Origin of the sequence: Streptacidiphilus neutrinimicus, assembly GCF_000787815.1 — a bacterium.
Taxonomy (GTDB): domain Bacteria; phylum Actinomycetota; class Actinomycetes; order Streptomycetales; family Streptomycetaceae; genus Streptacidiphilus; species Streptacidiphilus neutrinimicus.
On record NZ_BBPO01000017.1, the window covers coordinates 78,360 to 99,570 of the forward strand.

Here is a 21,211-nt window from a genome sequence, read left to right on the forward strand (position 1 = left end):
TCCCCGGCGGTGTCAGTCCACCACCGGCAGGTACACCTTGTGGCCCTGGGCGGCGAACTCCTCGGACTTGGCCTTCATCCCCGCCACGACGGTCGCGTCGTCGCCGTTCAGGGCCGCGTCGTCGCCGGCGAACATGTCCATCACCGTTTTGCTGATCTTCATCGAACAGAACTTCGGCCCGCACATCGAGCAGAAGTGGGCCGTCTTGGCCGGGGCCGCAGGCAGCGTCTCGTCGTGGAAGTCGCGGGCGGTCTCCGGGTCGAGGGCCAGGTTGAACTGGTCCTCCCAGCGGAACTCGAAGCGGGCGTCGGAGAGGGCGTCGTCCCAGGCCTGCGCGGAGGGGTGGCCCTTGGCCACGTCCGCGGCGTGGGCGGCGATCTTGTAGGTGATCACGCCCGTCTTGACGTCGTCGCGGTTGGGCAGGCCCAGGTGCTCCTTCGGCGTGACGTAGCAGAGCATCGCCGTGCCCCACCAGGCGATCATCGCCGCGCCGATGCCCGAGGTGATGTGGTCGTAGCCGGGCGCCACGTCCGTGGTCAGCGGGCCCAGGGTGTAGAAGGGGGCCTCGTCGCAGATCTCCTTCTGGAGATCCATGTTCTCCTTGATCTTGTGCATCGGGACGTGGCCCGGGCCCTCGATCATCACCTGGACGTCGTGCGAGCGCGCGACCCTGCCGAGCTCACCCAGGGTGGTCAACTCGGCGAACTGTGCCTCGTCGTTCGCGTCCGCGATCGAGCCGGGCCGCAGCCCGTCGCCGAGCGAGTACGTGACGTCGTAGGCGCGCAGGATCTCGCAGAGCTCCTCGAAGTGCGTGTAGAGGAAGTTCTCCTGGTGGTGCGCCAGGCACCAGGCCGCCATGATCGAGCCGCCGCGCGAGACGATGCCCGTCTTGCGGCGGGCCGTCAGCGGCACATAGCGCAGCAGCACGCCCGCGTGGACGGTCATGTAGTCGACGCCCTGCTCGCACTGCTCGATCACGGTGTCGCGGTAGACGTCCCAACTGAGCTCCTCCGCCCGGCCGTCGACCTTCTCCAGTGCCTGGTACAGCGGCACCGTGCCGATCGGGACGGGAGAGTTGCGCAGGATCCACTCGCGCGTGGTGTGGATGTTGCGGCCGGTGGAGAGGTCCATGACGGTGTCCGCGCCCCATCGCGTGGCCCAGGACATCTTCTCCACCTCCTCCTCGATGGAGGAGGTGACGGCCGAGTTGCCGATGTTGGCGTTTATTTTCACGAGGAACCGCGAGCCGATGATCATCGGCTCCGACTCCGGGTGGTTCACGTTCGCCGGCAGTACCGCCCGGCCCGCGGCGATCTCCTCGCGGACGGCGTCAGGGGCCATCTGCTCGCGCAGCGCCACGAACTCCATCTCGGGCGTGACGATCCCACGCCGCGCGTAGGCGAGTTGGGTGACGGCGCCGCCGTCGCGTCCGCGTCGCGGGCGGCGCGGACGGCCGGGGAAGACCGCGTCGAGGTTGTCGAGCGTCGATCCCGTGGTGAGGGCGACGCCGCGCGGGGCAGTGTGCTTGAGGCCGTCGTCCTCCGGGCGCGGCTCGCGCCCGTGGTAGTCCTCGACGTCCCCGCGCTGGCTGATCCAGGCGTCGCGCAGCGGCGGCAGACCGCGGCGAACGTCCGGCTCGAAGGCGGGATCGGTGTACGGACCGGAGGTGTCGTACAGCGGCACGGTGCCGCCCGTGCTCAGCAGCACCTCGCGGTACGGGACGCGCAGATCGGGCCGGGAGCCCTGGTGGTACGCCTTGCGCCAGGCCGGGGTCGGATATCCGCCCTGGGTGCTGGAGGCCGTGGCGGCCTGCTCGGAGACAGACTTCTGCTGCGTGTCGTCGTGCGTGGTCATCAGACCCACTACTCCCTACGCCGGCATTACCCGGTCAGGTTCCTGCGGTCGACGCAGCATGCGACGTTCCCCGTGTCGGGGACGGCCGGTCAGCGTCCTCTCAGCCCGGTGCTCCGAGCTCCCGCGTCTACAGATGAGATGGTGAACACGGTAGCGAGGAGTGGCGGAGCTTGGCCAGGGCTGTGTTGCGCAGTGGACAGGCGGTACCGTTCGCGCGTGGCAGAGCACCACGTGGCGGAACACCCCCCTCCGCACCAGCACCCCCACGGTCACTCGCACGACCACGGCCCGGCGAGCCCGGCGTCCGCGAGGCTGCGCGTGCTGCTGGCGGCGGTGCTGGTGCCGTTCACGCTGGCGGTGCTGTCCGGGCTGTGGCTGCTGTGGCCCGCCCCGCTGCCCGCGCACGCCCCCACCGGGACCGGCTTCGACCAGACCACCGTGAGCGGGACCGTGACGGCCACCCGCTCCGTGCCCTGTGGAGGATCCGGGCCTGGGTCCGCGGCCGGGTCCGGGTCCGTAGCCGGGTCCGGGTCCGTAGCCGGGTCCGGGTCCGTAGCCGGGTCCGGGTCCGGGTCGGTGGCCGCGTCCGGCCAGAGCGCCACGACCAGCTCGAACTCCGGGACCTGTACGGCCGTCACCTTCCAGCTGACCAGCGGCAAGGACGTCGGCCGCAGCGTCACGCAGACGCTCACCCCCGACCAGACCGCGGTCTACTCGGCGGGCGAGAAGATCGTCGTGGACTACTCGCCGAGCGCCCCCGCAGCGCTCCAGTACACCGTCGAGGACGCCGACCGCAGCTTCCCCGTCGCCCTGCTCGCGGGCGTCTTCGCCCTCGCCGTGGTGCTCGTCGGACGCCTGCGCGGCCTGGCCGCGCTGGTCGCGCTGGCGATCAGCTTCGTGGTGCTCGCCCTCTTCGTTCTGCCGGCCATCCTCGGCGGCGAACCGCCGCTCGCCGTCGCCGTCGTGGGCGGCGGGCTCATCATGCTGCTGGCCCTCTACCTCTGCCACGGCTTCTCCGCCCGCACCTCGGTCGCCGTGCTCGGCACCGTGGCCTCGCTGGCCCTGATCGGCGCGCTCGGCCAGGCCTTCATCGGGCTCGCCCGCCTCACCGGCAACACCTCCGACGAGACGGCGTTCGTCCACTCCCTCTTCCCCGGCATCCAACTGCCGGGCCTGCTGCTGGCCGGCGTCATCATCGGCTCGCTCGGCGTGCTCAACGACGTGACCGTCACCCAGTCGAGCAGCGTCTGGGAGCTCCACGCCGCCAACCCGTCCCTCGGCGCCCGCTCGCTCTACCGGGCGGCGATCCGCATCGGCCGCGACCACATCGCGTCCACCGTCAACACCCTGGTCATGGCCTATGCGGGGGCAGCCCTGCCGCTGATGCTGCTCTTCTCGCTCTCGCACCGGGGAGCCTGGCAAGTCGCGACCAGCGAGATCGTCGCCGAGGAGGTCGTGCGCACCCTCGTCGGCAGCATCGGTCTGATCGCATCGGTCCCGCTGACGACCGCCCTGGCCGCCCTCGTCGCCTCCCGGGACCTCCCGGACGAGCCCGAAAGCCAGGACGCACCGGCGCGCGGCAGGGTGTCCCACCGCAGGCGTCGGTGACGGCGGAGGGGCCGACCGCCACCGCAGCCGGCCCCTCGCCGTGACGTCGCATCAGACGCCGTAACAGTCGTCGCGTCAGACGTCGCGTCAGAGACGTCGCATCAGCTCACGTCAACTCTTGGACGCCTTCTTCACCAGGATCACGACCACCGCGCCCAGCGCGACCACCACGAGCAGCTTGATGATCATGCCGAGCAGCCCGAAGAAGATGCCGACCAGCGCCGACAGCACCCACCAGGCGATGATGATCGCCGCGATCGGGACCACGATGTTCCGCACCCAACCCGGGAGTGCCTTCCACAGTTCAGTCATGATGTCCGTCCTCCCCCTCGGGTGTCCTGGCTTACGTCTTCGATCGTACGGGCGCGACAAGCCGCGACGAAGGGTTCCTGCCCCTGAGAAGACCCGGATAAGACCCTGATCAGGACAGTCGGGGGAACCCTCACAACGCCCCTCGGATCAGCCCTCCGGCGGGGAGAAGACCACCAGAACCCGCAGGTCCTCGCTGATGTGGTGGAAGCGGTGCGGCACCCCCGCGGGGACGAAGACGACGCTGCCCCGGGCCACCATCGCGCTCTCCTCGCCCACCGTGATCGACCCGCGTCCGCTGACCACGACGTACAGCTCGTCCTGCGCGTGTGAACCCTGGGTGTCCAGTTCCCCGGCGTTCAGTGCGTACAGTCCCGCGGACATGGTGTGTTCCCGCAGAAAGCGCAGGTAAGCGCCCTCGTTCGCGGACCGCTCAGCGTCGAGGTCGTCCATCCGGAAGAGCTTCATGTGCGCCATTCAACCAGCCTTCGGTACTACCGCTGGCGGTCACCGGCTGCGACGATCACGGCATGATGAAGTTCGTACTCAAGACCCTGATCAATGCCGCGGCCATCGGCGTGGCGGCCTGGCTCATCAAAGGCATCGACCTGACCGCGAGCGACTGGCAGCACAAGGCACTGACTTTGGTGCTCGTCGCCCTGGTCTTCGGCGTGGTGAACTTCTTCGTCAAGCCGCTCGTCAAACTCTTCTCGCTGCCGCTGTTCATCCTCACCCTGGGCCTGATCACCTTCGTGATCAACGCGCTGATGCTGTGGCTGACCTCCTGGGCCTCGGGCAGGCTCAGCCTGGACTTCCACGTCGAGGGCTTCCTGCCGGCCCTGCTGGGCTCGCTGCTCATCAGCATCGTGGCCTGGGCGCTGCACCTGGTCGTCCGCGACGAGGACTGACCGCGCGGCGACGGCTACCGCCCCAGGATGGCTTCCAGCTCGCGGTCGAGGTCGACGGTCGTGTGCTCCTGCCCCATCGGGAGCGCGCGATCGGTCCGGCCGAGGAAGGAGATCAACGGCACGGCGGGGGAGCGGAGCACCGCGGCGCCCTCCGTGGAGCGCAGCTCGATGCACACGTCCATGAAGTCCTCGTCCAGGCCCGCGACGGGCCAGACCCTGACGTCGCCCTCCCCGCTCGGTCGGGTGATCCCGTCCAGCAGCAGCTCCCGGCCGAAAATCCAGCTGACCGGCGGGTCTCCCGGCAGGTGGAAGGTGAGGCGGATCGCCAGCGGGTCGCCGGGATCGTAGGCGAGCTCCACGCCGGTGTCGAAGGCCAGTTCGTCGGAGACCAGAAGGCTCATCACCAGATGGCCTTTGACCAGGCTCTGCATCTTCATTGCGGTACCTCTCGATCCCCGTCGTGAGTTCGGTACTGCGTAGCGTGCGCGACCATCGTCGCTTTTGTCCGCTCTCCGCCCCAAGAGCGAAGTTTTCAAATGCTGAAAGAGAGCCGTTCCAGCACCGATCCGACCCGTGCCGCCAGCCGGTCCGCGGCCGCCGGGAGGCGGTGGGCCTGAGCGACCGGCAGGGAGAGCGCCACGGTGCAGACGGCCGTGCCGATCAGGATCGGGACCGCGGCGCAGACGACGCCCGGCATGTACTCCTGGTGCTCCAGCACCGGCCGCCCGTGCGGGCGGCCCTCCAGGCGGCGCAGCAGGACGTTCTGGTCGGTCACCGTGCGCCGCGTCAGCGACTGCGGACGGTGCCGCGAGAGGTAGTCAAGGCGTCCTTCCCGGTCGAGTTGGCCGAGCAGGCACTGTCCGATCGCGTGCGCGTGGCCGGTGGCCCGGAAGTCGGCCCACTCCTCCACGGCCTCCATGCCCGGCGCGTCGCAGACCTCGACCACGTCGAGCTCGCCGTCCCGGTAGGTGGCGAAGTACGTCGCCGCACCCAGCTCGTCGCGCAGCAGCGCGAGCGCGGCGCCGATCGCCGCGCGTCCCTCGCGCACCTCGCGGTGGCGGCCGAGAGCGCCGATCGCCTCGCCGTAGACGTACAGGCCGTCGAGGCGTTGCAGATATCCCTCGTGGGTGAGCGTGCGCAGGAGGTGGTACGTGGTGCCGAGCGGCAGTCCCGCCTGGCGGGCGAGCTGCTTGGCGGTCGCGCCGTCGCGGTGCGCGCCGACGGCCTCGAGCAGCCGCAGAGCCCGCTGGACCGAGCCGATCAGGGTCGGCGCGGCCTTCTCCGTGGCCATCTCAACTCCCTGGGCATATGCCATATGGACGCAACTCCTCCACATCATGCCCACTGCGAGGACGGGATGTCTGCCTCTCCGGTGTACTCCTCACCCGGGCGCCCCCGGCGGTTCTGCGCCACGGCGTGTTGTCGCATCGGGTTTCACTCCACGCCCCCCGCGGCACACTCCCAACGTGGTGGCACAACCCGCGACTCGCACAGCAGCCCGACACGCCCCGCGTCCGGTGGTGAAGCGCACGGCACGCGCGATCCTTCTGGACGACGGCCCCGACGGCCCCGAGCTCGTCATGATCAAGCGGACCAAACCCGGCCGCCCTCCGTACTGGATCACCCCCGGCGGCGGCATGGAGCCGAGTGACGCCACCGTCGTCGACGCCCTCCACCGGGAGCTCTCCGAAGAGCTCGGCGGCAAGGCGACGGACATCGTCCCCGCGTTCGTCGACACGGTCTCCCACACCCATCACGAGGACGGAACCGAACTGCACCCGCACGGGGTGAAGGTGCAGCACTTCTTCGTCTGCAGGCTCAGCTCGATGGACCTCGCCCGTCGGCACGGCCCCGAGGTGGACGCGCCGGTGGGCGAGTACGAGGTGGTCCGCCTCCCGTTCACCCGCGAGGGCGTGACGGCGGTGAACGTCGTCCCTCCGTCGCTGCGGGCCTACCTGGCGGCGAACATCGAGGGCGTCAGGGCGCTGCTCGCCGACGATCTCGGCGCGACCTAGGCGCGCGCCGCCGTCGGCGCCTGGAGGACGGCCCTACAGCTGGCCGTCCTCCAGGTCGTACAGCACGTGGTCCGCCGGCACACCCGCGTCGAGCAGCACCGCGCGGGTGCGCCGGATCATGGCCGAGGGCCCGCTCAGACAGGCCCGGTAGCCGTCCCAGGGGCCGCTTCGGGCGATGACCTCGGAGAGGGCGCCGCGCTCCGTGCCGGGCACTGGCTGCACGCCCGGGGACGGTTCCGCGACCGCGCTGTGCACGGACAGCCACGACAGCCGCCGGTCCAGCTCCCGCAGCGCCGGGAGCGCGTACAGCTCCTCCGCGCGGCGCACGCCGTAGTGGAGTTCGACCGTGCGCCGCGCGCCCGACAGCGCCAGCTCCTCGACGATCGCGAGCAGCGGCGCGATCCCCGTGCCGCCGCCGACCAGCAGCAGCGGGTCGCGCTCGAGCGGGTCCACGACCATGCGGCCCTGCGGGGGACCGAGTCGGACGACGTCGCCGGGCTGCGCCCGGTGCACCAGCGCGTTGCTGACCCAGCCCGCCGGCACGGCCTTCACGTGCAACCGGAGCAGGCCGTCCGCGCCCGGCCGCGCGGGCACGGCCGAGGGGGAGGCGAGCGAGTAACTGCGCCACACGCGCGGCCACCACGGCACCTCGATGCCGACGTACTGACCGGCGCGGTAGGGGTACGGGTGGTCCGTCCGCAGCGTCACCACCGCGATGTCGCGGGCAACCGGCTCGACCGACTGCACCTCCCCCTGCCACCAGGCCGGCGAGGCCTGCGCGTCGCGCGCCGCCGCGGCCATCATGACCTGCGCGATCACCCCGAAGACCCGGCTCCAGGCCTGCGCGGTCTCCTCGCTCCACTCCCGACCGCAGTATCGTTCCAGCGCCGCGCACAGGGCCGCGCCGACCGGCGCGTAGTGCTCGTCCCGCACGCCGTAGCGGCGGTGACCGCGCGCTAGCTTCTCCAGGTACGCGACCAGCGTGGGCGGATCATCGGCGGCCCGACCGGCGGCGAGCAGCGCGCGGAACAGCTTGTCCCGCTGGACGTCCATCGCCGCCGGGAAGAGCGCGCGCAGCTCGGGACGGGAGAGGAAGAGCACGGCGTAGAAGTGCGCCGTCGCCCGGTCCGCGACCGGCTCGACCGCGGCCAGGCTGCGCCGGATCAGCACGATGTCCTGCGGCGTCGGCCCGACCGACCCGCCGTCCCCGGTCGGCGCGGCCGCGGACGACGCCGTCGCGGACGTCGCAACCCGGGAGGACCCGGAACTGGAGGACCCGACCAGGGAGGATGCGGCCGGGGAGGTCGCGGCCGACGTCGACATCGGCGTCGACGCGTGCTGCGGCGGCACGACAGACTGCTGCGGCGGCGCGGCGGGCTGCGTCGACACGGGCGGTTTCCGCACGGAGGAGGCTTTCTGACGGGAGGACAGCGGAACGACCGCCACCACCGAGCCGGGCAGCGGCATCGGCGGAGGAGGCAACGGCACGGCTGGGATGCCCTGCGGTATCGGCGGGGGCGCGGACTGGATCGGCAGCGGAGCCGACGGCTCGACCGGCGTGGTCGGCACGGCCCACGCGCGCGTCCACGCGTCGTCCGGGCCCACCCAGTTCAGCGCGGGCGCGTTGGCGATCATGGGGGTGAAGGGGGTGAACCCGGACGGCCGCGGCGCGACCTCCTGGCCCGGCGCGGCCCCGCCCGGCGCGCCCGGCCCGTACGGTGCCGACGGCCCGTAGGGTGCGGGCTGCCCGTAGGGGGCGGGCGCGGTCGGCCCGAACGCGGTCTGCGGTTCCGGCTGCGCCTGAGACTGGGGCGGTTCCGGCTGTTCAGGTGGTTCGGGAGGCTCCTCAGGGGCCGCCATCACCGACGCGTCGAGCTCTTCCGGCTCCGCCGGCTCCTCGACGACCTCGGCGGACGCTCCCGCCTTCCCGTTCCGTCGGTCCGCTCCGCGCGTGCGGGAGCGGCTGTTTCGATTGAGAGCGCTTCCGATCGACACCTTGGAGCTTCATCTCCCGTCGGGTCCGTACCTGCCTGGAGCCTGGCACGGGGTGACGGGTTCTCCTGCCAATAGCGTGAAGTACGGGGCGCACGGACCGACGACGCGCTACGCTGACGCGCCCCCACCCGGAACTCCACAGCGCTCCAGCGCCTCGGTGACCTCCTGGCCCAGACGTCGCTTGGCCCGCGCGCCCACCGCCGTCCACACCGGTTCACCGGAGCGGAACAGCATGAGCGTCGGCATGGACAGCACCCCGTAGCGACCCTGCGTCCCCGGGTTGGTGTCGACGTCCAGCGCGAACACGCGCAGGTCGGCGGCGCGCTCGGCGGCCAGCTCGGCCAGGACCGGGGCCATCATCCGGCACGGCGGGCACCAGTCGGCGGTGAACTCCACCAGCACCGGCAGCTCGCTCGCCAGCACCCGTGCGTCGAAGTCCGCGTCCGTCACCGCCGCGACGTGCTCACTCGACTGCGTCATCGTCCGGTCCCCTCTCCTGCTCCCGGCGCCCGCTCGGGGCCTGTGTCAGTTCGCACCGCGGCGCGGGCGGCTGCTGCGCCGACGCCTCGAGCTCCGCCCGGGCCAGCTGCGCGCCCATCTGCTCGCGCACCTGCCGCAGCCGCTCGATCACCGCGTCGAGCTCGTCGAGCTTGCGCCGGTAGACGTCGAGCGAGGCCGGGCAGGAGTCGCCGCTGGGATGGCCCGCGCGCAGGCAGTCGACGAAGGGACGGGTCTCCTCCAGCTCGAAGCCGAAGTCCTGCAGCAGCCGGATCTGGTGCAGCAGCCGCAGGTCCTCCTCGTCGTAGCGGCGGTAGCCGTTCTCGCCGCGGCGGGCGGGCAGCAGCCCGCGCGCCTCGTAGTAGCGGAGCGTCCGCGTGGTCGTGCCCGCCTTCCGGGCCAGCTCGCCGATGCGCATGCCCCGACCGTAGACCTTGACCCCGACGTCAACGCCAGCGCGCGGGCGCGCAGGCCCGCGCAGGCCCCGGGTGCGCAGGCGACGACCTGCGGCCGAGGCTTCGCGCGCGGTCAGCGGGAGGTGTTGGCGTGGACGCCGGTGTGCAGCATGCCGGGGAGGGTCAGCTCGCCGTAGGTCTCGTTGACGGCGGCCATCACGGCGTCCGGGTCGCCCGGGTGCTCGCTCAGGTGCGCGTCGAACTCGCGCAGGTAGTCGCCGGTGAAGGCGAGAACGCGGGCCGCGTCGTCGTCCTGACCTGGCGCGCGATGGCCCGCGACCACGCGCACCGGGTCCAGGCCGCGCACGGTCTCCAGGCTGGCCAGCCAGTCCGCGCGCTGCGCGCGCGTGGTGTCCGCGGTCCACAGGTGGGTGCCGTTGAAGGCGACGTCCCCGCTGATCACCGTGCGCGCGTCCGGGACGTGCACGACGGTGGACGTCGCGCAGTCGCCCTGGCCGACCGCGAGCATGTGCACCGGAGAACCGTCGATCAGCATGGTGTCGGTGGGCAGCGGCCCGGGGACGATCGGCCCGGAGGTGACGTCGTCCCCGAAGACCTGCTGCCACTGCACGACCTTGGCCAGCCCCGTGCGGGTGATTTCCTCGATCACGCCCGCGTCGGCGTAGACCGGAGTGCCGGGGAAGAGCCGCAGCACCTCCTCGGTGCCGAAGTAGTGGTCCGGGTGCGGGTGCGTGATCACGATCGCGGCCAGCGTACGGGCTCTGCCGGCCACCCACTCCGCCAGCTCGCGTCCGGCGCTGCGGGTCAGCTGGGTGTCGACCAGGAGCGCGTGCCGCGGGCCGAGGACCAGGGCGGAGGTGGCGAAGAAGGCGGACTCGGGCCCGGTGAAGACGTCCACCTCGAGCCGCGCGCGCTCCGGCCCCGCGCTCCCGCGGCCACCGGCCGGGCCGCTGGGCGTCTCCCCCTCCGCCGCGCGGGCGTGCGCCCGGCTGCTCTGCGTCGCACCTGTGTCGGCCGCGTCCGGCCGGGCGGTCGGCCGCGGCTCCTCGCCCTGCCCGCTCGGAACCGTCGGTTCGGACTGCGCCGGAGTGCCGGCGGCCCGGCCGCGCCTTCTCGCCATCGCTCGCCTCTTCCGCTCTTCCGCGTCGCAGCGATCCGTACCGATCCGTACCGATCCATACGATCCGGGCGCTCACGACCGATACGTGCGATCCGTCGTCCCTGTTCGTCGCCCGCTCTCTCCAGATGATGGCAAATTGCGCCCCTTCGCCAGGGATCTCACCATTTCTCGGCGCGCCAGCCCGAGGAGTCCACCCCGCCGGGGACCGGGCCGTCCAACGGGTAGGGCTGCCGGGTGAGCACGAAGGTGCCCAGGTCCAGATGGGTGACCTCGCCGCTCGCGTCGCGCACGACGTGCAGCGGCTCGCCGTGCCAGTAACCGCCCTCGGCGATCCAGGTCTCCCCGTCGTCCGCGCGGTGCAGCCGCGCCTCGCGGTTGCCGGCGCCGGTCAGCGGGGCCAGCTCCAGTTCGTCTTCGCCCACCAGGCGCAGTCCGTAGCCGGCCGGCCCCCAGTACCAGGGCCCGGTCAGCGCCAGCACCTCCGGGTCGCGGGACGTCAGCGGCCGCCACGGCTCCGGGATCCGAGGTTCGCGCTCGGCGACGATCCGCAGCAGGTCCGTGGCCAGCTCACCGAAGGCCGGGCCGGGGCTCGCGGTCGCGTTGGCCAGCACGACGACGCCGAGCCGCTCCTCGGGAGCGATCCACAGCATCGCCAGGAACCCCGGCAGCGAGCCGGTGTGGCCGGCCAAGGAGAGGCCGCCCGCCTGACGCAGCGCCAGCCCGAGCCCGTACCGCTCCTCGCCGTCCGCCTGGCACTCGCGCATCTCCGCCACCGATCCGGCGGACAGCACCCGCTCGTCCCCCGACGCGAGGAAGGCCGCCCAGCGGCTCAGGTCGTCGGCCGTGGACCACAGCTCTCCGGCCGGGGCCATCCGCCCGGTCCGCTGCAGCGGCTCGGAGAGGATCACGTCCGCCCACGGGTGCACCGCCCAGCCGCCCGCGTGCGGAGCCTCCGGCAGCGCCGTGGTACGACGCATCCCCAGCGGCCGCAGCACCTCGCGGTGCAGCACGGTGTACCAGTCGTCCCCGCGCAGTTGCTCGACCAGCGCGCCCAGCAGCGCGAAGCCGACATTGGAGTAGTGGAAGAGCCGTCCCGGCTCGTGCCGCAGCGGCGGCTGCTGCAACAGGTCGGCGAGCTCGGGGCGCAGCGCTCCGTCGGTCCGCTCCCACCACGGGCCGGGCGGCTCGTTGGTGAGCCCGGAGGTGTGCGACAACAGCTGGCGGACCGTCACCTCGCCGACGGCCGGGCCGACGACGGGCAGATGCTGCCCGAGCCGGTCCGAGAGGTTCAGCAGCCCCTCGTCGCGCAGCCGCATCACCTGCACGGCGACGAAGGTCTTGGTGATCGAGCCGATCCGGAACTGCGTGTCCGGGTCGGGCGCGTGCCCGTCCACCATGCTGCGCGAGCCCCACCACCGCCTCTCGCCTTCCCGCAGCACCGTGGCCACGACGGCGGGCAGCCGCCCGTCGCGCTGCGCGACCGCGAGCCGGTGCGCGAGGGCCCGCCGCGTCTCCGGCAGCATCTCGGTGAAGTCGTCGTCGCCGATGGTGGTCGTGCGGCCGGGTACGCCGGATCCAGGGTTCGCCATGGCTCGAACGCTAATCCCCCTGCTCGGGCGCGGCGAGGCGATTTCCGGGGTGTCCCCGGGAATCGCCCGGCGCCCGGCGCCCGGCGGGCCGCCGGTCAGACGGTGACGTCGAGGGGCGTGGCGGCGGGGGGCGTGGCGGCGGGGGCGGCGGCAGTGCTGGTGACCGCGGTGGTGCCCGCCGGAAGGATCTGCGTGATCTCACCGGTCTCGCTCGGTCCACCGACCGCGCTCAGCCGGCCGGTCTCGCCCAGCAGACCGGTCGCAGAGGCCGCACCGGTGGCGACGGGCTTCGCGGGCGCCTTCGGTGGGCGATGTCCCGTCACGGCGACCAGGAGCACAGCGAAGCGCGCCGACAGCAGATCCTCGTGGGCGCCCACCGCTTCTTCTCCGCCAACGGCTTCCACGCGACGTCCATGCAGGACCTGTTGAACGAGATCGGCCTGTCGGCCGGGGCGTTCTACCGCTACTTCCCCGGCAAGGAGGAGCTGATCCGCACCATCGCCACGGACTGCCTCGACGACGTCACGAACGCCTGGCCCGGAGCATGCGGCCGCCCCGAGCCACCCGGCGCGCGCCGGCGTGACTACAGCCGCAGGAACGCGGCCAAGACCTCGATCTCCTCCTGGAGCCGCTCGGCCTGCTCGGGACGCCCGGCGCGGCGACAGGTGCCGGCGGCCGCCTCCCGCTCGGCGAGCTCCGCCCGCACGATCGCGTGCACGTCGTCCTCGGTCAGCACGCGCCGCGCGACCTCGGCCGCACCGACGCCGACGGGGCTCTGCTCGATGGCGAGCGAGCCGGGTCGGGTCACTCCGGAAGCCGTCTCCGTCGGCACCGCCTCCGCGTTCTCGATCTCACCCAGGGTCGCGCGGAGCACGGAGGTCGAGAGGCGGTCGCGGGCCTTGATCGCGACGGCGAGGGCGTCGCGCAGGCGGTCGCGCAGCGGCATCGGCCGGCTCGTGGGCTCGCTCACGGGCTCGGTCACGGACTGGGTCACGGACTCGGGCATGGACTCTGTCGTGGGCTCGGCTGTGGGCTGGCTCGTCATGGCAAGGACGATATGCGCTCGCACTCGGTGCTTTCGACCCGTTTTCGCCCATCTTCCTGGCGTGACGGGCCCGCTAATTCCTCTCCTCCAGGAGTGAGAACGGGTCGCGACAGTTGCCCCGGGCCGTCCACGTCGTTGGTCCAGGCATGACGGCAGACTCGTTGAGCCCCTCTCCGCCAACGGAAGAAACGTTTCGGCAGCCCCCTCGGCAGCAGCAGGCGCCGACGCCGACGCATCCGCGCCAGAGCGCCCGGCAACAGCAGCAGGAGGAGCCCATTTACGCGCGCCTGGCCAAGGCCTGGCACCGCGAGGGTCGCACCGTCCCCGGCGAGCCGGATCTGGAGTGGCGCCGCCTGACCAAGGGCCTGCGGGCCGCACCGCTTCCGACGCCGCGTGACGGCCGCCCCCTGCCCGGCAAGCACCGCAGAGACCCCGAAGGGCACGAGCAATGACGTCTCCTCAGGCTTCCGCCCCACAGCCCCCCGCCGACCGTGCCCCGTCGGCCAGGCCGCCCAGGCCGCACCCCCGGGCCGAGCCGGGATCCGAGCGCGGACACGCCCCCGCCCCGACCGCCGACCACGCCCCGACCGCCGAGGGCGACTCTGCCGCCCGCGTCGCCTGCGGCGCCGAGATCCGGCTGCACCTCGTCACCGGGCCGGGCACCGAGATCCCCTTCCCCGCGCGGCTGACCTACACCCAGGCCGACCCCTACGCCGTCCGTCTGCAGTGCCGAACCGGTCCGGCCGCCACGGTGACCTGGGTGCTCTCCCGCGACACACTCCGCCACGGCCTCGACCGGCCCAGCGGCCTCGGGGACGTGCGCATCCGGCCCGCACCCTCGTCGGGACCGGGAGCGCACGGCCAGGAGTCCGTACTGATCACCCTCGGCAGCGGGCGGGACGCGGCGCTGCTGCGCGGCGAGACCGCCCAGCTCCAGCGCTTCCTCGAGCTGTCCGCCGCCGTCGTTCCGCCCGGCACCGAGCACCGCCACCTGGACATCGACGCGCTCATCTCCCGTCTGCGCAGCGAACCTTGAAGCGCCCGCGACGCGCACCGACCCCGCGCGGTGCGCGCGCGTGCGCGTCCGGGGTCTGAGCGGCGCGCGGTGTGCGGTGCGCGCGCGTGCGCGTCCGGGGTCTGAGCGGCGCGCGGTGTGCGGTGTGCGCGTCCGGGGTCCCGCCCGTCGATGCCGCGCGGCCTCCGGAGACGTAGCCTCGTGGTGTGCCCAGCACCGAGAACTCCCGGTACGCCGAGTACGCCGAGCGGCCGTCACGGATCCCTGACGCGGTGGTGTGGACGCGCGGCCGCGTCCCGGTGGCACCCGGCACGGCGTCGGTGCTGCCGGACGGCTGCATGGACCTGCTGTGGACCGAGGGCCGCCTCCTCGTCGCCGGGCCCGACACCCACGCCTACCGGTCAGGACCGGGCCTGGCCGGCCCCTGGGCCGGCGTCCGCTTCCACCCCGGCACCGCGCCCGCGCTGCTCGGCATCCCCGCCCACGCCCTGCGGGACCTCCGCGTCGACCTCGCCGACCTGCGGCTGCTCCCGGCCGCCGAGGTGCGCGAGATCACCGAACGCGTCGACGCCGCGCCCGATCCGGCAGCCGCGCTGGAGGACCTCGCGCTGCGGCTCGCCGCCCGCGCGCCCGCGCCGGACCCACTGCTGCGCGCCGTCGTCGCCTCCCTCGCGGCGGGCCGATCCGTCACCGCGACCGCCGACACCGTCGGTCTCGGCGCCCGTCGGCTCCACCGCCGTTCGCTCGACGCCTTCGGTTACGGACCCAAGACGCTGGCCCGCATCCTGCGCCTCCAGCGCGCGCTCGCCCTGGCCCGCACCGGCGTGCCCCTCGCCGCCACCGCGAGCCGCACCGGCTACGCCGACCAGGCCCACTTCGCCCGCGACGTCCGCGAGTTCACCGGCTCCTCACTGACCGCCCTGCTCGGCCGCCGCTGACGACGCCGACGACTCGAGCGGTGCCAGCAGGTCCACGCCGTTTCCGTCCGGGTCGTGCACTGTCGCGTACCGCTGCCCCCAGAACGCGTCCCACGGCTTCAACTGCCCGTGATACCCGGCCTCGACCAGTTCCTCGTACACGGCGTCCACCTGCTCCGGCCCCTCGCACCGGAACGCGATCCCCACCCGGCCGCCGGCCGCGGGCGCGCGCCACTCCGGGTGGAACGACCGGACCGTCTCCTCGGTGTCCAACACCAGCAGCAGCCCTTCGGGCAGGGTGGCCTCGACGTGCGGCTGTTCCTCCGCCCCCTCGGGGAAGCCCAACCCCAACCGCCGGTAGAAGGCCACCGACGCGGCCATGTCCGAGACGACCAGCCCGACGAAGGCGAACTGCGGCGCGGATGTCCTCTTCGAGTTCTCCATGCCGACGAGCCTAGGTCGGCGGTCGCGCCCGGGTCTTGAAGGAAACGGACGTCACCGGGCGGCGTGCGGGGAGTACGCCGCCCGGTACGCCAGTCGCGCCTCGGCGCCGTCCGCGACCTGGGCGAGGAACGCGTCGAGCAGCAGGAACTCCTCCCACGCCGCCCGGCCGCTCGCGGCGCGCAGCTCCGCCACCACGCAGTCCTCAAGGTCCGGGACGCGCTTGCCCTTCCACACCTTGTCGGCCAGGCTCACCAGCAGATCCTCGACCCCGACCGGCACGGACCCCCAGACGGCGTGCGTCCCGGCGAAGCGCGCCAGCGCGTCCGGCACGCCATGCGCCCGCAGCAGCTCCCGCCCGCGCTCCTCGTGACAGGAGCCCGGCCCGGTCAGCTCCTCGGGGTGCAGCGTCTTCCCGATGTCATGGGTGGCAACCCCGAACAGCACGGCCTCACGGTCGAGGACCAGCGCGGGGCAGTGCCGTTCGACCCACGCGACGAGCTGCGCCGCGACGTCGTGCACCAGCCGCAGATGCGCGACGAGCCGCAACGGCGCGGCCAGCCGGTCCAGCAGCTCCGCGACCCCCGGCGGCAGGGGCCGCAACGGCGGTTCGCCCTCGGCACCCGTGGCGGTGGCCGGGGCGGTGGCGGTCGTAAGAACGTCGGGGGTGGCCATCGCGCCAGGGTAGGGCGACCGGCTCAGCTCTGGGCCATGTCCACGAAACGCGAGTAGTGGCCCTGGAAGGCCACGGTGATCGTCGCCGTCGGGCCGTTACGGTGCTTGGCCACGATCAGGTCGGCCTCGCCCGCGCGGGGGGACTCCTTCTCGTAGGCGTCCTCGCGGTGGAGCAGGATGACCATGTCGGCGTCCTGCTCGATCGAGCCGGACTCACGGAGGTCGGAGACCATCGGCCGCTTGTCGGTGCGCTGTTCGGGGCCACGGTTCAGCTGGGAGAGCGCGATGACCGGCAGCTCCAGCTCCTTGGCCAGCAGCTTGAGGTTTCGGGACATCTCCGAGACCTCCTGCTGGCGGCTCTCGGCCCGGCGCGAACCGCCGTTCTGCATCAGCTGGAGGTAGTCGATGACGACCAGCCGCAGGTCGTTGCGCTGCTTGAGGCGGCGGCACTTGGCGCGGATCTCCATCATCGACAGGTTCGGGGAGTCGTCGATGTAGAGGGGGGAGTCGTTGAGGTCCTGCATGCGGCGGGCGAGACGGGTCCAGTCCTCGTCCGTCATCGCCCCGGTGCGCATGTGGTGCAGCGCGACGCGCGCCTCCGCCGACAGCAGACGCATGGCGATCTCGTTGCGCCCCATTTCCAGGGAGAAGAAGACGCTCGGAATCTTGTGCTTGATCGAGCAGGAACGGGCGAAGTCGAGCGCCAGCGTGGACTTACCCATGGCGGGACGAGCCGCGACGACGATCATCTGGCCCGGGTGGAGGCCGTTAGTTAGAGAGTCGAGGTCGGCGAAGCCGGTGGGGACGCCGGACATCTGGCCGCTGCGGGAGCCGATGGACTCGATCTCGTCGAGCGCGCCCTCCATGATGTCGGCGAGCGGGGCGTAGTCCTCGTTGGTGCGCTGCTCGGTGACGGCGTAGATCTCCGCCTGGGCGCGGTTGACGATCTCGTCGACGTCGCCCTCGGCGGCGTAACCGAGGCCGGCGATGCGGGTGCCGGCCTCGACGAGGCGGCGCAGCACGGCGCGCTCGTGGACGATCTCCGCGTAGTACTCGGCGTTGGCCGCGGTGGGGACCGAGTTGACCAGGGTGTGCAGGTAGGAGGGCCCCCCGACGCGGGTGATCTCGCCGCGCTTGACCAGCTCGCTCGCGACAGTGATCGGGTCCGCCGGCTCGCCGCGGGCGTAGAGGTCGAGGATGGCGCTGTAGATGAGCTCGTGGGCCGGACGGTAGTAGTCGCCCGGCTTGAGGACCTCGACCACGTCGGCGATGGCGTCCTTGGAGAGGAGCATGCCGCCGAGAACGGACTGCTCGGCCGCGAGGTCCTGCGGCGGAACGCGCTCGAAACCGGCGTCGGAGCCGGAGCCGTCCGCAGAACCGTTACCGCGCTCCCCGCCACCACGCCGCTCGCCGCGGTCGCCGCCTCGCTCGCCACCGCCGTCGCGGCGGCGCGAGAACGGCAGACGGTCGCCGGGGCCGTCCCCGGCCTGGCCGCCCGGGGCGGGCCACTCGTCCTCCGGCGGCGGGGGAACGTCCTCGAACCCGCCGTCGTCGTACGGTGCCCCGCTCATCGGTCCCGCCCTTCCCTGCCGTGCCGCCCTACCGTGCCGTAGCGGTCCATTCAACGGCACGGCTCCGACAATGGCCAAGATGGTTATCCACAGGGGGTGTGGATGACTGCTCCCTACCTGTGGAGAACTGCCCCCAGGCTGTGCACGACGCGGGGGACAACCTGTGGACAAGCTCACGCCGCCGCCGAAATGGTCGCTCTGACCTGCGAAGACACCCGTCTCCGCAGCATCGCGAGAAAAAGTTCACAATGCGGCTGAAGATCATGACAAGCGGTGCACGAGCAACTCCGACACCGAGCCATACGTAATGACCAACTAGCAGTTGCGCCCATTACCTGTGGATGACTACCGTAGGACCATGAGACTGCGCCAGCGCCCCCTCGACCGCGAGATCCTCGCGCTCGCCCTCCCCGCCTTCGGCGCACTCATCGCCGAGCCGCTGTTCCTGATGGCGGACTCCGCCATCGTGGGCCACCTGGGCACCGCGCAGCTCGCCGGGCTCGGCGTCTCCGCCGCGCTGCTGGCGACGCTGGTCAACGTCTTCGTCTTCCTCGCCTACGCCACCACCGCGGCCGTCGCCCGGCGCATCGGCTCCGGCGACCGGCAGGCCGCGCTCAAGCAGGGCGTCGACGGCATCTGGCTGGCGCTGCTGATCTCCGTCGTGGTCGTCGCGGTCGCCGTTCCCGTCGCACCCGCCGTGGTCCGCCTGTTCGGGGCCTCGTCCACCGCCGCACCCTATGCCGTGGACTACCTGCGGATCAGCTGTGCGGGCATTCCCGCGATGCTGATCGTGCTCGCGGCCACCGGCGTCCTGCGCGGCCTGCAGGACACCCGCACCCCCCTCGTCGTCGCCGTCGCCGGCTTCTCCTCGAACCTGCTGCTCAACCTGGCCCTGGTCTACGGCGCCGGCCTCGGCATCTCCGGCTCCGCGCTCGGCACCGTCATCGCGCAGTGGGGCATGGCCGCCGCCTACCTCACCGTGGTGGTCAGAGGCATCCGCGTCAACCACTCCGGCGAGGGGAGCTGGTGGAGCGTCCTGCGCCCGGACCTGCCCGGCATCCGCGCCGGCGCGACGGCCGGCGTCCCGCTGCTGGTCCGCACGCTGAGCCTGCGCGCGATCCTGCTCATCGCGACGGCCGTAGCCGCCCGCCTGGGCAACACCTCCATCGCCGCGCACCAGATCGCGATGTCGCTGTGGAGCTTCCTCGCGTTCGCGCTCGACGCCATCGCCATCGCCGGGCAGGCGCTGATCGGGCGAGCGCTGGGCGCGGGCGACGCGGCGGGCGCGCGGGCCGCGACGCGGCGGATGGTCGAGTGGGGCGTCGGGTCGGGCGTGGTCCTCGGGGCACTGCTGATCGCCGGGCACGCGCTGTACCTGCCCCTGTTCACCAGCGATCCCGCGGTGCAGCGGCAGCTGCTGCCGGTGCTCGTGGTCGCCGGGGCGATGCAGCCGGTGTGCGGGGTGGTCTTCGTCCTGGACGGCGTCCTCATGGGCGCGGGCGACGGACCCTACCTGGCCTGGGCGATGCTGGCGACGCTGCTGCTCTACGCACCGGTGGCGCTGTGGTTCGGCGGCCAGGGGCTGACCGGGCTCTGGGCCGCGATCGGCTTCGCCATGGTGGTCCGCGGAGTCTCGATGGCGCTGCGCGCCCGCACCGGCGCCTGGCTGGTGACGGGAGCCGTCCGGGCGTAGCCCGGCTGCGCTCCCCGGGGCACCGCATGACACAGCCACCCGGGGCACCGCATGGCAAAGGGGCGCGGGATGAATCCCGCGCCCCTTCTCAGCTCAGTCGAGCGATCGTCAGGCGGCGACGACGTTGACGCTGAGGGCAGCGGCAACCTCGGGGTGCAGCTTGACGGTGACCTGGTGGGCACCGGTGGTCTTGATCGGGGAGCCGATCTCGACGCGGCGCTTGTCGACCAGCGGGCCGTCGACGGCCTTGATGGCCTCGACGACGTCGCCCGGGGTCACCGAGCCGAACAGACGACCGGAGTCGCCCGCACGGACGGCAAGCTTGACGCTGAGCGCCTCCAGCTTGGCCTTGACCTCGTTGGCCTGCTCCAGGGTCTGGATCTCGTGGATCTTGCGGGCGCGACGGATCGCGTCCACGTCCTTCTGACCGCCCTTGGTCCAGCGGATGGCGAAGCCACGCGGGACCAGGTAGTTGCGGGCGTACCCGTCCTTGACCTCGACGATGTCACCGGCGGTGCCGAGACCCGAGACCTCGTTAGTGAGGATGATCTTCATGATTCGGTCACCCTCCTATTCAGCGAGCGGTCGAGGTGTAGGGCAGCAGAGCGACCTCGCGGCTGTTCTTCACAGCCGTGGCCACGTCGCGCTGGTGCTGGGTGCAGTTGCCGGTGACCCGGCGGGCGCGGATCTTCCCACGGTCGGAGATGAACTTGCGAAGCAGGTTCGTGTCCTTGTAGTCGACGTAGGTGATCTTGTCCTTGCAGAAGACGCAAACCTTCTTCTTAGGCTTGCGCACGGGCGGCTTCGCCATCGTGTACTCCAGTGTTCGTGATCAAGTCTTGTGTTGACCGCCAGACGCGGTCAGACCGCTGAGCGCGGTCGCCGAGCCGCCGTCTAGAACGGGGGCTCGTCCGAGTAACCACCGCCGGCCGGGGCGCCCCAGCCGCCTCCGCCACCCTGCTGGCCGCCACCGGCCGGGGCGCTGGACGCCCACGGGTCCTCGGACGGACCGGACTGGGAGCCACCGCCCCAGCCGCCGCCCTGCTGGCCGCCGCCGTAACCGCCGCCCTGCTGGCCGCCGCCGAAGCCGCCGCCGGGACCACCGGAGCGCTGGGCCCGGGTGACCTTGGCGGTCGCCGAGCGCAGGCTCGGACCGACCTCGTCGACCTCGACCTCGAAGACGGTCCGCTTCTCGCCTTCCTTGGTCTCGTAGGAGCGCTGACGCAAGCGGCCCTGCACGATGACGCGCATGCCGCGCTGCAGCGACTCGGCCACGTTCTCCGCGGGCTGCCGCCAGACGTTGCACGTGAGGAAGAGGCTCTCGCCGTCCTTCCACTCGTTGGTCTGACGGTCGAAGGTGCGGGGGGTCGACGCGATGCGGAACTTCGCGACGGCCGCACCCGACGGGGTGAACCGCAGCTCAGGGTCGTCGACAAGGTTGCCGACAAGGGTGATGACGGTCTCGCCTGCCATGTTCGACCTCTCGGGAGAAGACGTGCGGGATGAGCTGGATTGCGGGGTGCCGCTGACGCGCCGAAGCAC

26 protein-coding genes are annotated in these 21,211 nt (G+C 72.1%); 8 read left to right on the forward strand and 18 right to left on the reverse strand.

The window, feature by feature from the left end; translation table 11 throughout:
- Positions 1–12 precede the first annotated feature (12 nt).
- Positions 13–1,854 carry a phosphomethylpyrimidine synthase ThiC gene (gene thiC, locus TR48_RS13895; RefSeq protein ID WP_042366748.1) on the reverse strand — a complete coding sequence of 614 codons (1,842 nt, stop codon included), beginning with the start codon at positions 1,852–1,854 and terminating at the stop codon, positions 13–15.
- 216 nt (positions 1,855–2,070) lie between these two features.
- On the opposite strand from thiC, the gene TR48_RS13900 reads away from it, so the two are divergent.
- The gene (locus tag TR48_RS13900) at positions 2,071–3,462 is read left to right on the forward strand and encodes a YibE/F family protein (protein WP_236652136.1); all 1,392 of its coding nucleotides are present in this window, start codon (positions 2,071–2,073) and stop codon (positions 3,460–3,462) included.
- 111 nt (positions 3,463–3,573) lie between these two features.
- Here the strand turns inward: TR48_RS13900 and TR48_RS13905 are convergent, their stop codons facing one another.
- Together TR48_RS13905 and TR48_RS13910 are read right to left on the reverse strand one after the other, a co-directional pair.
- Positions 3,574–3,774 (reverse strand): hypothetical protein, encoded by a 201-nt coding sequence (locus TR48_RS13905; RefSeq protein WP_042366667.1) that lies wholly within the window; start codon positions 3,772–3,774, stop codon positions 3,574–3,576.
- 147 nt (positions 3,775–3,921) lie between these two features.
- The gene (locus TR48_RS13910) at positions 3,922–4,239 is read right to left on the reverse strand and encodes a cupin domain-containing protein (protein WP_042366753.1); all 318 of its coding nucleotides are present in this window, start codon (positions 4,237–4,239) and stop codon (positions 3,922–3,924) included.
- 62 nt (positions 4,240–4,301) lie between these two features.
- Between TR48_RS13910 and TR48_RS13915 the strand changes: the two genes are divergently transcribed.
- Positions 4,302–4,679 carry a phage holin family protein gene (locus tag TR48_RS13915; RefSeq protein ID WP_042366669.1) on the forward strand — a complete coding sequence of 126 codons (378 nt, stop codon included), beginning with the start codon at positions 4,302–4,304 and terminating at the stop codon, positions 4,677–4,679.
- A 14-nt stretch (positions 4,680–4,693) separates the two neighbouring features.
- On the opposite strand, the gene TR48_RS13920 is transcribed toward TR48_RS13915, so the two are convergent.
- Positions 4,694–5,110, reverse strand: a complete 417-nt coding sequence (locus TR48_RS13920; protein WP_042366755.1) for an SsgA family sporulation/cell division regulator — start codon at positions 5,108–5,110, stop codon at positions 4,694–4,696.
- A gap of 101 nt (positions 5,111–5,211) precedes the next feature.
- The gene (locus tag TR48_RS13925; protein WP_052442660.1) at positions 5,212–5,970 is read right to left on the reverse strand and encodes an IclR family transcriptional regulator; all 759 of its coding nucleotides are present in this window, start codon (positions 5,968–5,970) and stop codon (positions 5,212–5,214) included.
- Positions 5,971–6,199: 229 nt separating this feature from the next.
- Here TR48_RS13925 and TR48_RS13930 point away from each other — a divergent pair, with 229 nt between their 5' ends.
- On the forward strand, positions 6,200–6,694 hold the full coding sequence (locus TR48_RS13930; protein WP_236652137.1) for an NUDIX hydrolase: 495 nt from the start codon (positions 6,200–6,202) through the stop codon (positions 6,692–6,694).
- Positions 6,695–6,727: 33 nt separating this feature from the next.
- Here TR48_RS13930 and TR48_RS40410 read toward each other — a convergent pair whose 3' ends face one another.
- On the reverse strand, positions 6,728–7,864 hold the full coding sequence (locus TR48_RS40410; protein WP_161789826.1) for a globin domain-containing protein: 1,137 nt from the start codon (positions 7,862–7,864) through the stop codon (positions 6,728–6,730).
- A 1-nt stretch (position 7,865) separates the two neighbouring features.
- Here TR48_RS40410 and TR48_RS43210 point away from each other — a divergent pair, with 1 nt between their 5' ends.
- Positions 7,866–8,114, forward strand: a complete 249-nt coding sequence (locus TR48_RS43210) for a hypothetical protein (RefSeq protein WP_161789827.1) — start codon at positions 7,866–7,868, stop codon at positions 8,112–8,114.
- Positions 8,115–8,189: 75 nt separating this feature from the next.
- Complete coding sequence (locus tag TR48_RS41920) at positions 8,190–8,429, forward strand: hypothetical protein (RefSeq protein ID WP_042366672.1); 240 nt, start codon at positions 8,190–8,192, stop codon at positions 8,427–8,429.
- A gap of 368 nt (positions 8,430–8,797) precedes the next feature.
- Here TR48_RS41920 and TR48_RS13945 read toward each other — a convergent pair whose 3' ends face one another.
- The 6 genes from TR48_RS13945 to TR48_RS13970 form a co-directional block, all read right to left on the reverse strand.
- Positions 8,798–9,169, reverse strand: coding sequence for a thioredoxin family protein (locus TR48_RS13945; protein WP_042366674.1), 372 nt, complete (start codon positions 9,167–9,169; stop codon positions 8,798–8,800).
- Positions 9,153–9,605 (reverse strand): MerR family transcriptional regulator, encoded by a 453-nt coding sequence (locus TR48_RS13950; protein ID WP_084729373.1) that lies wholly within the window; start codon positions 9,603–9,605, stop codon positions 9,153–9,155. The genes TR48_RS13945 and TR48_RS13950 overlap by 17 nt, the downstream gene beginning before the upstream one ends.
- Positions 9,606–9,715: 110 nt before the next feature.
- Positions 9,716–10,723: an MBL fold metallo-hydrolase gene (locus tag TR48_RS13955; protein WP_042366676.1), complete on the reverse strand. Its 1,008-nt coding sequence runs from the start codon at positions 10,721–10,723 to the stop codon at positions 9,716–9,718.
- A 158-nt stretch (positions 10,724–10,881) separates the two neighbouring features.
- The gene (locus TR48_RS13960) at positions 10,882–12,246 is read right to left on the reverse strand and encodes a serine hydrolase domain-containing protein (protein WP_042366763.1); all 1,365 of its coding nucleotides are present in this window, start codon (positions 12,244–12,246) and stop codon (positions 10,882–10,884) included.
- A 161-nt stretch (positions 12,247–12,407) separates the two neighbouring features.
- Positions 12,408–12,689 (reverse strand): hypothetical protein, encoded by a 282-nt coding sequence (locus TR48_RS13965; RefSeq protein ID WP_042366678.1) that lies wholly within the window; start codon positions 12,687–12,689, stop codon positions 12,408–12,410.
- 206 nt (positions 12,690–12,895) lie between these two features.
- Entirely contained in the window at positions 12,896–13,357 is a 462-nt protein-coding gene (locus TR48_RS13970; protein WP_236652138.1) for a GatB/YqeY domain-containing protein, read from the reverse strand.
- A 448-nt stretch (positions 13,358–13,805) separates the two neighbouring features.
- On the opposite strand from TR48_RS13970, the gene TR48_RS13975 reads away from it, so the two are divergent.
- A complete protein-coding gene (locus TR48_RS13975) occupies positions 13,806–14,393 on the forward strand; it encodes an SsgA family sporulation/cell division regulator (protein ID WP_052442661.1) in 588 nt (195 codons plus the stop codon).
- Between the two features lie 185 nt (positions 14,394–14,578).
- Positions 14,579–15,310 (forward strand): helix-turn-helix domain-containing protein, encoded by a 732-nt coding sequence (locus TR48_RS13980; RefSeq protein ID WP_042366680.1) that lies wholly within the window; start codon positions 14,579–14,581, stop codon positions 15,308–15,310.
- Here TR48_RS13980 and TR48_RS13985 read toward each other — a convergent pair.
- From TR48_RS13985 to dnaB, 3 genes are read right to left on the reverse strand one after another with little or no spacing between them, the layout of a single operon-like run.
- A complete protein-coding gene (locus TR48_RS13985; protein WP_042366682.1) occupies positions 15,281–15,733 on the reverse strand; it encodes a VOC family protein in 453 nt (150 codons plus the stop codon). The genes TR48_RS13980 and TR48_RS13985 overlap by 30 nt on opposite strands.
- Before the next feature lie 51 nt (positions 15,734–15,784).
- A complete protein-coding gene (locus tag TR48_RS13990) occupies positions 15,785–16,405 on the reverse strand; it encodes an HD domain-containing protein (RefSeq protein WP_042366684.1) in 621 nt (206 codons plus the stop codon).
- Positions 16,406–16,428: 23 nt separating this feature from the next.
- Positions 16,429–17,976: a replicative DNA helicase gene (dnaB, locus tag TR48_RS13995; protein WP_042366686.1), complete on the reverse strand. Its 1,548-nt coding sequence runs from the start codon at positions 17,974–17,976 to the stop codon at positions 16,429–16,431.
- 358 nt (positions 17,977–18,334) lie between these two features.
- Between dnaB and TR48_RS14000 the strand changes: the two genes are divergently transcribed.
- Complete coding sequence (locus tag TR48_RS14000; RefSeq protein ID WP_042366688.1) at positions 18,335–19,669, forward strand: MATE family efflux transporter; 1,335 nt, start codon at positions 18,335–18,337, stop codon at positions 19,667–19,669.
- 108 nt (positions 19,670–19,777) lie between these two features.
- Here TR48_RS14000 and rplI read toward each other — a convergent pair whose 3' ends face one another.
- The 3 genes from rplI to TR48_RS14015 form a co-directional block, all read right to left on the reverse strand.
- Complete coding sequence (gene rplI / locus TR48_RS14005; RefSeq protein ID WP_042366690.1) at positions 19,778–20,224, reverse strand: 50S ribosomal protein L9; 447 nt, start codon at positions 20,222–20,224, stop codon at positions 19,778–19,780.
- A gap of 19 nt (positions 20,225–20,243) precedes the next feature.
- A complete protein-coding gene (gene rpsR / locus TR48_RS14010) occupies positions 20,244–20,480 on the reverse strand; it encodes a 30S ribosomal protein S18 (RefSeq protein WP_030254746.1) in 237 nt (78 codons plus the stop codon).
- Positions 20,481–20,563: 83 nt separating this feature from the next.
- Complete coding sequence (locus tag TR48_RS14015; RefSeq protein WP_042366694.1) at positions 20,564–21,142, reverse strand: single-stranded DNA-binding protein; 579 nt, start codon at positions 21,140–21,142, stop codon at positions 20,564–20,566.
- Between the last annotated feature and the right edge of the window lie 69 nt (positions 21,143–21,211).

Coding starts and splice junctions, on each gene's coding strand:
- thiC (WP_042366748.1), bottom strand. CDS start 1,854: ATGACCACGCACGACGACACGCAGCAGAAGTCTGTCTCCGAGCAGGCC.
- TR48_RS13905 (WP_042366667.1), bottom strand. CDS start 3,774: ATGACTGAACTGTGGAAGGCACTCCCGGGTTGGGTGCGGAACATCGTG.
- TR48_RS13910 (WP_042366753.1), bottom strand. CDS start 4,239: ATGAAGCTCTTCCGGATGGACGACCTCGACGCTGAGCGGTCCGCGAAC.
- TR48_RS13915 (WP_042366669.1), top strand. CDS start 4,302: ATGATGAAGTTCGTACTCAAGACCCTGATCAATGCCGCGGCCATCGGC.
- TR48_RS13920 (WP_042366755.1), bottom strand. CDS start 5,110: ATGCAGAGCCTGGTCAAAGGCCATCTGGTGATGAGCCTTCTGGTCTCC.
- TR48_RS13925 (WP_052442660.1), bottom strand. CDS start 5,970: ATGGCCACGGAGAAGGCCGCGCCGACCCTGATCGGCTCGGTCCAGCGG.
- TR48_RS43210 (WP_161789827.1), top strand. CDS start 7,866: ATGTCCTGCGGCGTCGGCCCGACCGACCCGCCGTCCCCGGTCGGCGCG.
- TR48_RS41920 (WP_042366672.1), top strand. CDS start 8,190: ATGCCCTGCGGTATCGGCGGGGGCGCGGACTGGATCGGCAGCGGAGCC.
- TR48_RS13945 (WP_042366674.1), bottom strand. CDS start 9,169: ATGACGCAGTCGAGTGAGCACGTCGCGGCGGTGACGGACGCGGACTTC.
- TR48_RS13950 (WP_084729373.1), bottom strand. CDS start 9,605: ATGCGCATCGGCGAGCTGGCCCGGAAGGCGGGCACGACCACGCGGACG.
- TR48_RS13955 (WP_042366676.1), bottom strand. CDS start 10,723: ATGGCGAGAAGGCGCGGCCGGGCCGCCGGCACTCCGGCGCAGTCCGAA.
- TR48_RS13960 (WP_042366763.1), bottom strand. CDS start 12,246: ATGCTGCCGGAGACGCGGCGGGCCCTCGCGCACCGGCTCGCGGTCGCG.
- TR48_RS13970 (WP_236652138.1), bottom strand. CDS start 13,357: ATGACGAGCCAGCCCACAGCCGAGCCCACGACAGAGTCCATGCCCGAG.
- TR48_RS13975 (WP_052442661.1), top strand. CDS start 13,806: ATGACGTCTCCTCAGGCTTCCGCCCCACAGCCCCCCGCCGACCGTGCC.
- TR48_RS13985 (WP_042366682.1), bottom strand. CDS start 15,733: ATGGAGAACTCGAAGAGGACATCCGCGCCGCAGTTCGCCTTCGTCGGG.
- TR48_RS13990 (WP_042366684.1), bottom strand. CDS start 16,405: ATGGCCACCCCCGACGTTCTTACGACCGCCACCGCCCCGGCCACCGCC.
- dnaB (WP_042366686.1), bottom strand. CDS start 17,976: ATGAGCGGGGCACCGTACGACGACGGCGGGTTCGAGGACGTTCCCCCG.
- TR48_RS14000 (WP_042366688.1), top strand. CDS start 18,335: ATGAGACTGCGCCAGCGCCCCCTCGACCGCGAGATCCTCGCGCTCGCC.
- rplI (WP_042366690.1), bottom strand. CDS start 20,224: ATGAAGATCATCCTCACTAACGAGGTCTCGGGTCTCGGCACCGCCGGT.
- rpsR (WP_030254746.1), bottom strand. CDS start 20,480: ATGGCGAAGCCGCCCGTGCGCAAGCCTAAGAAGAAGGTTTGCGTCTTC.
- TR48_RS14015 (WP_042366694.1), bottom strand. CDS start 21,142: ATGGCAGGCGAGACCGTCATCACCCTTGTCGGCAACCTTGTCGACGAC.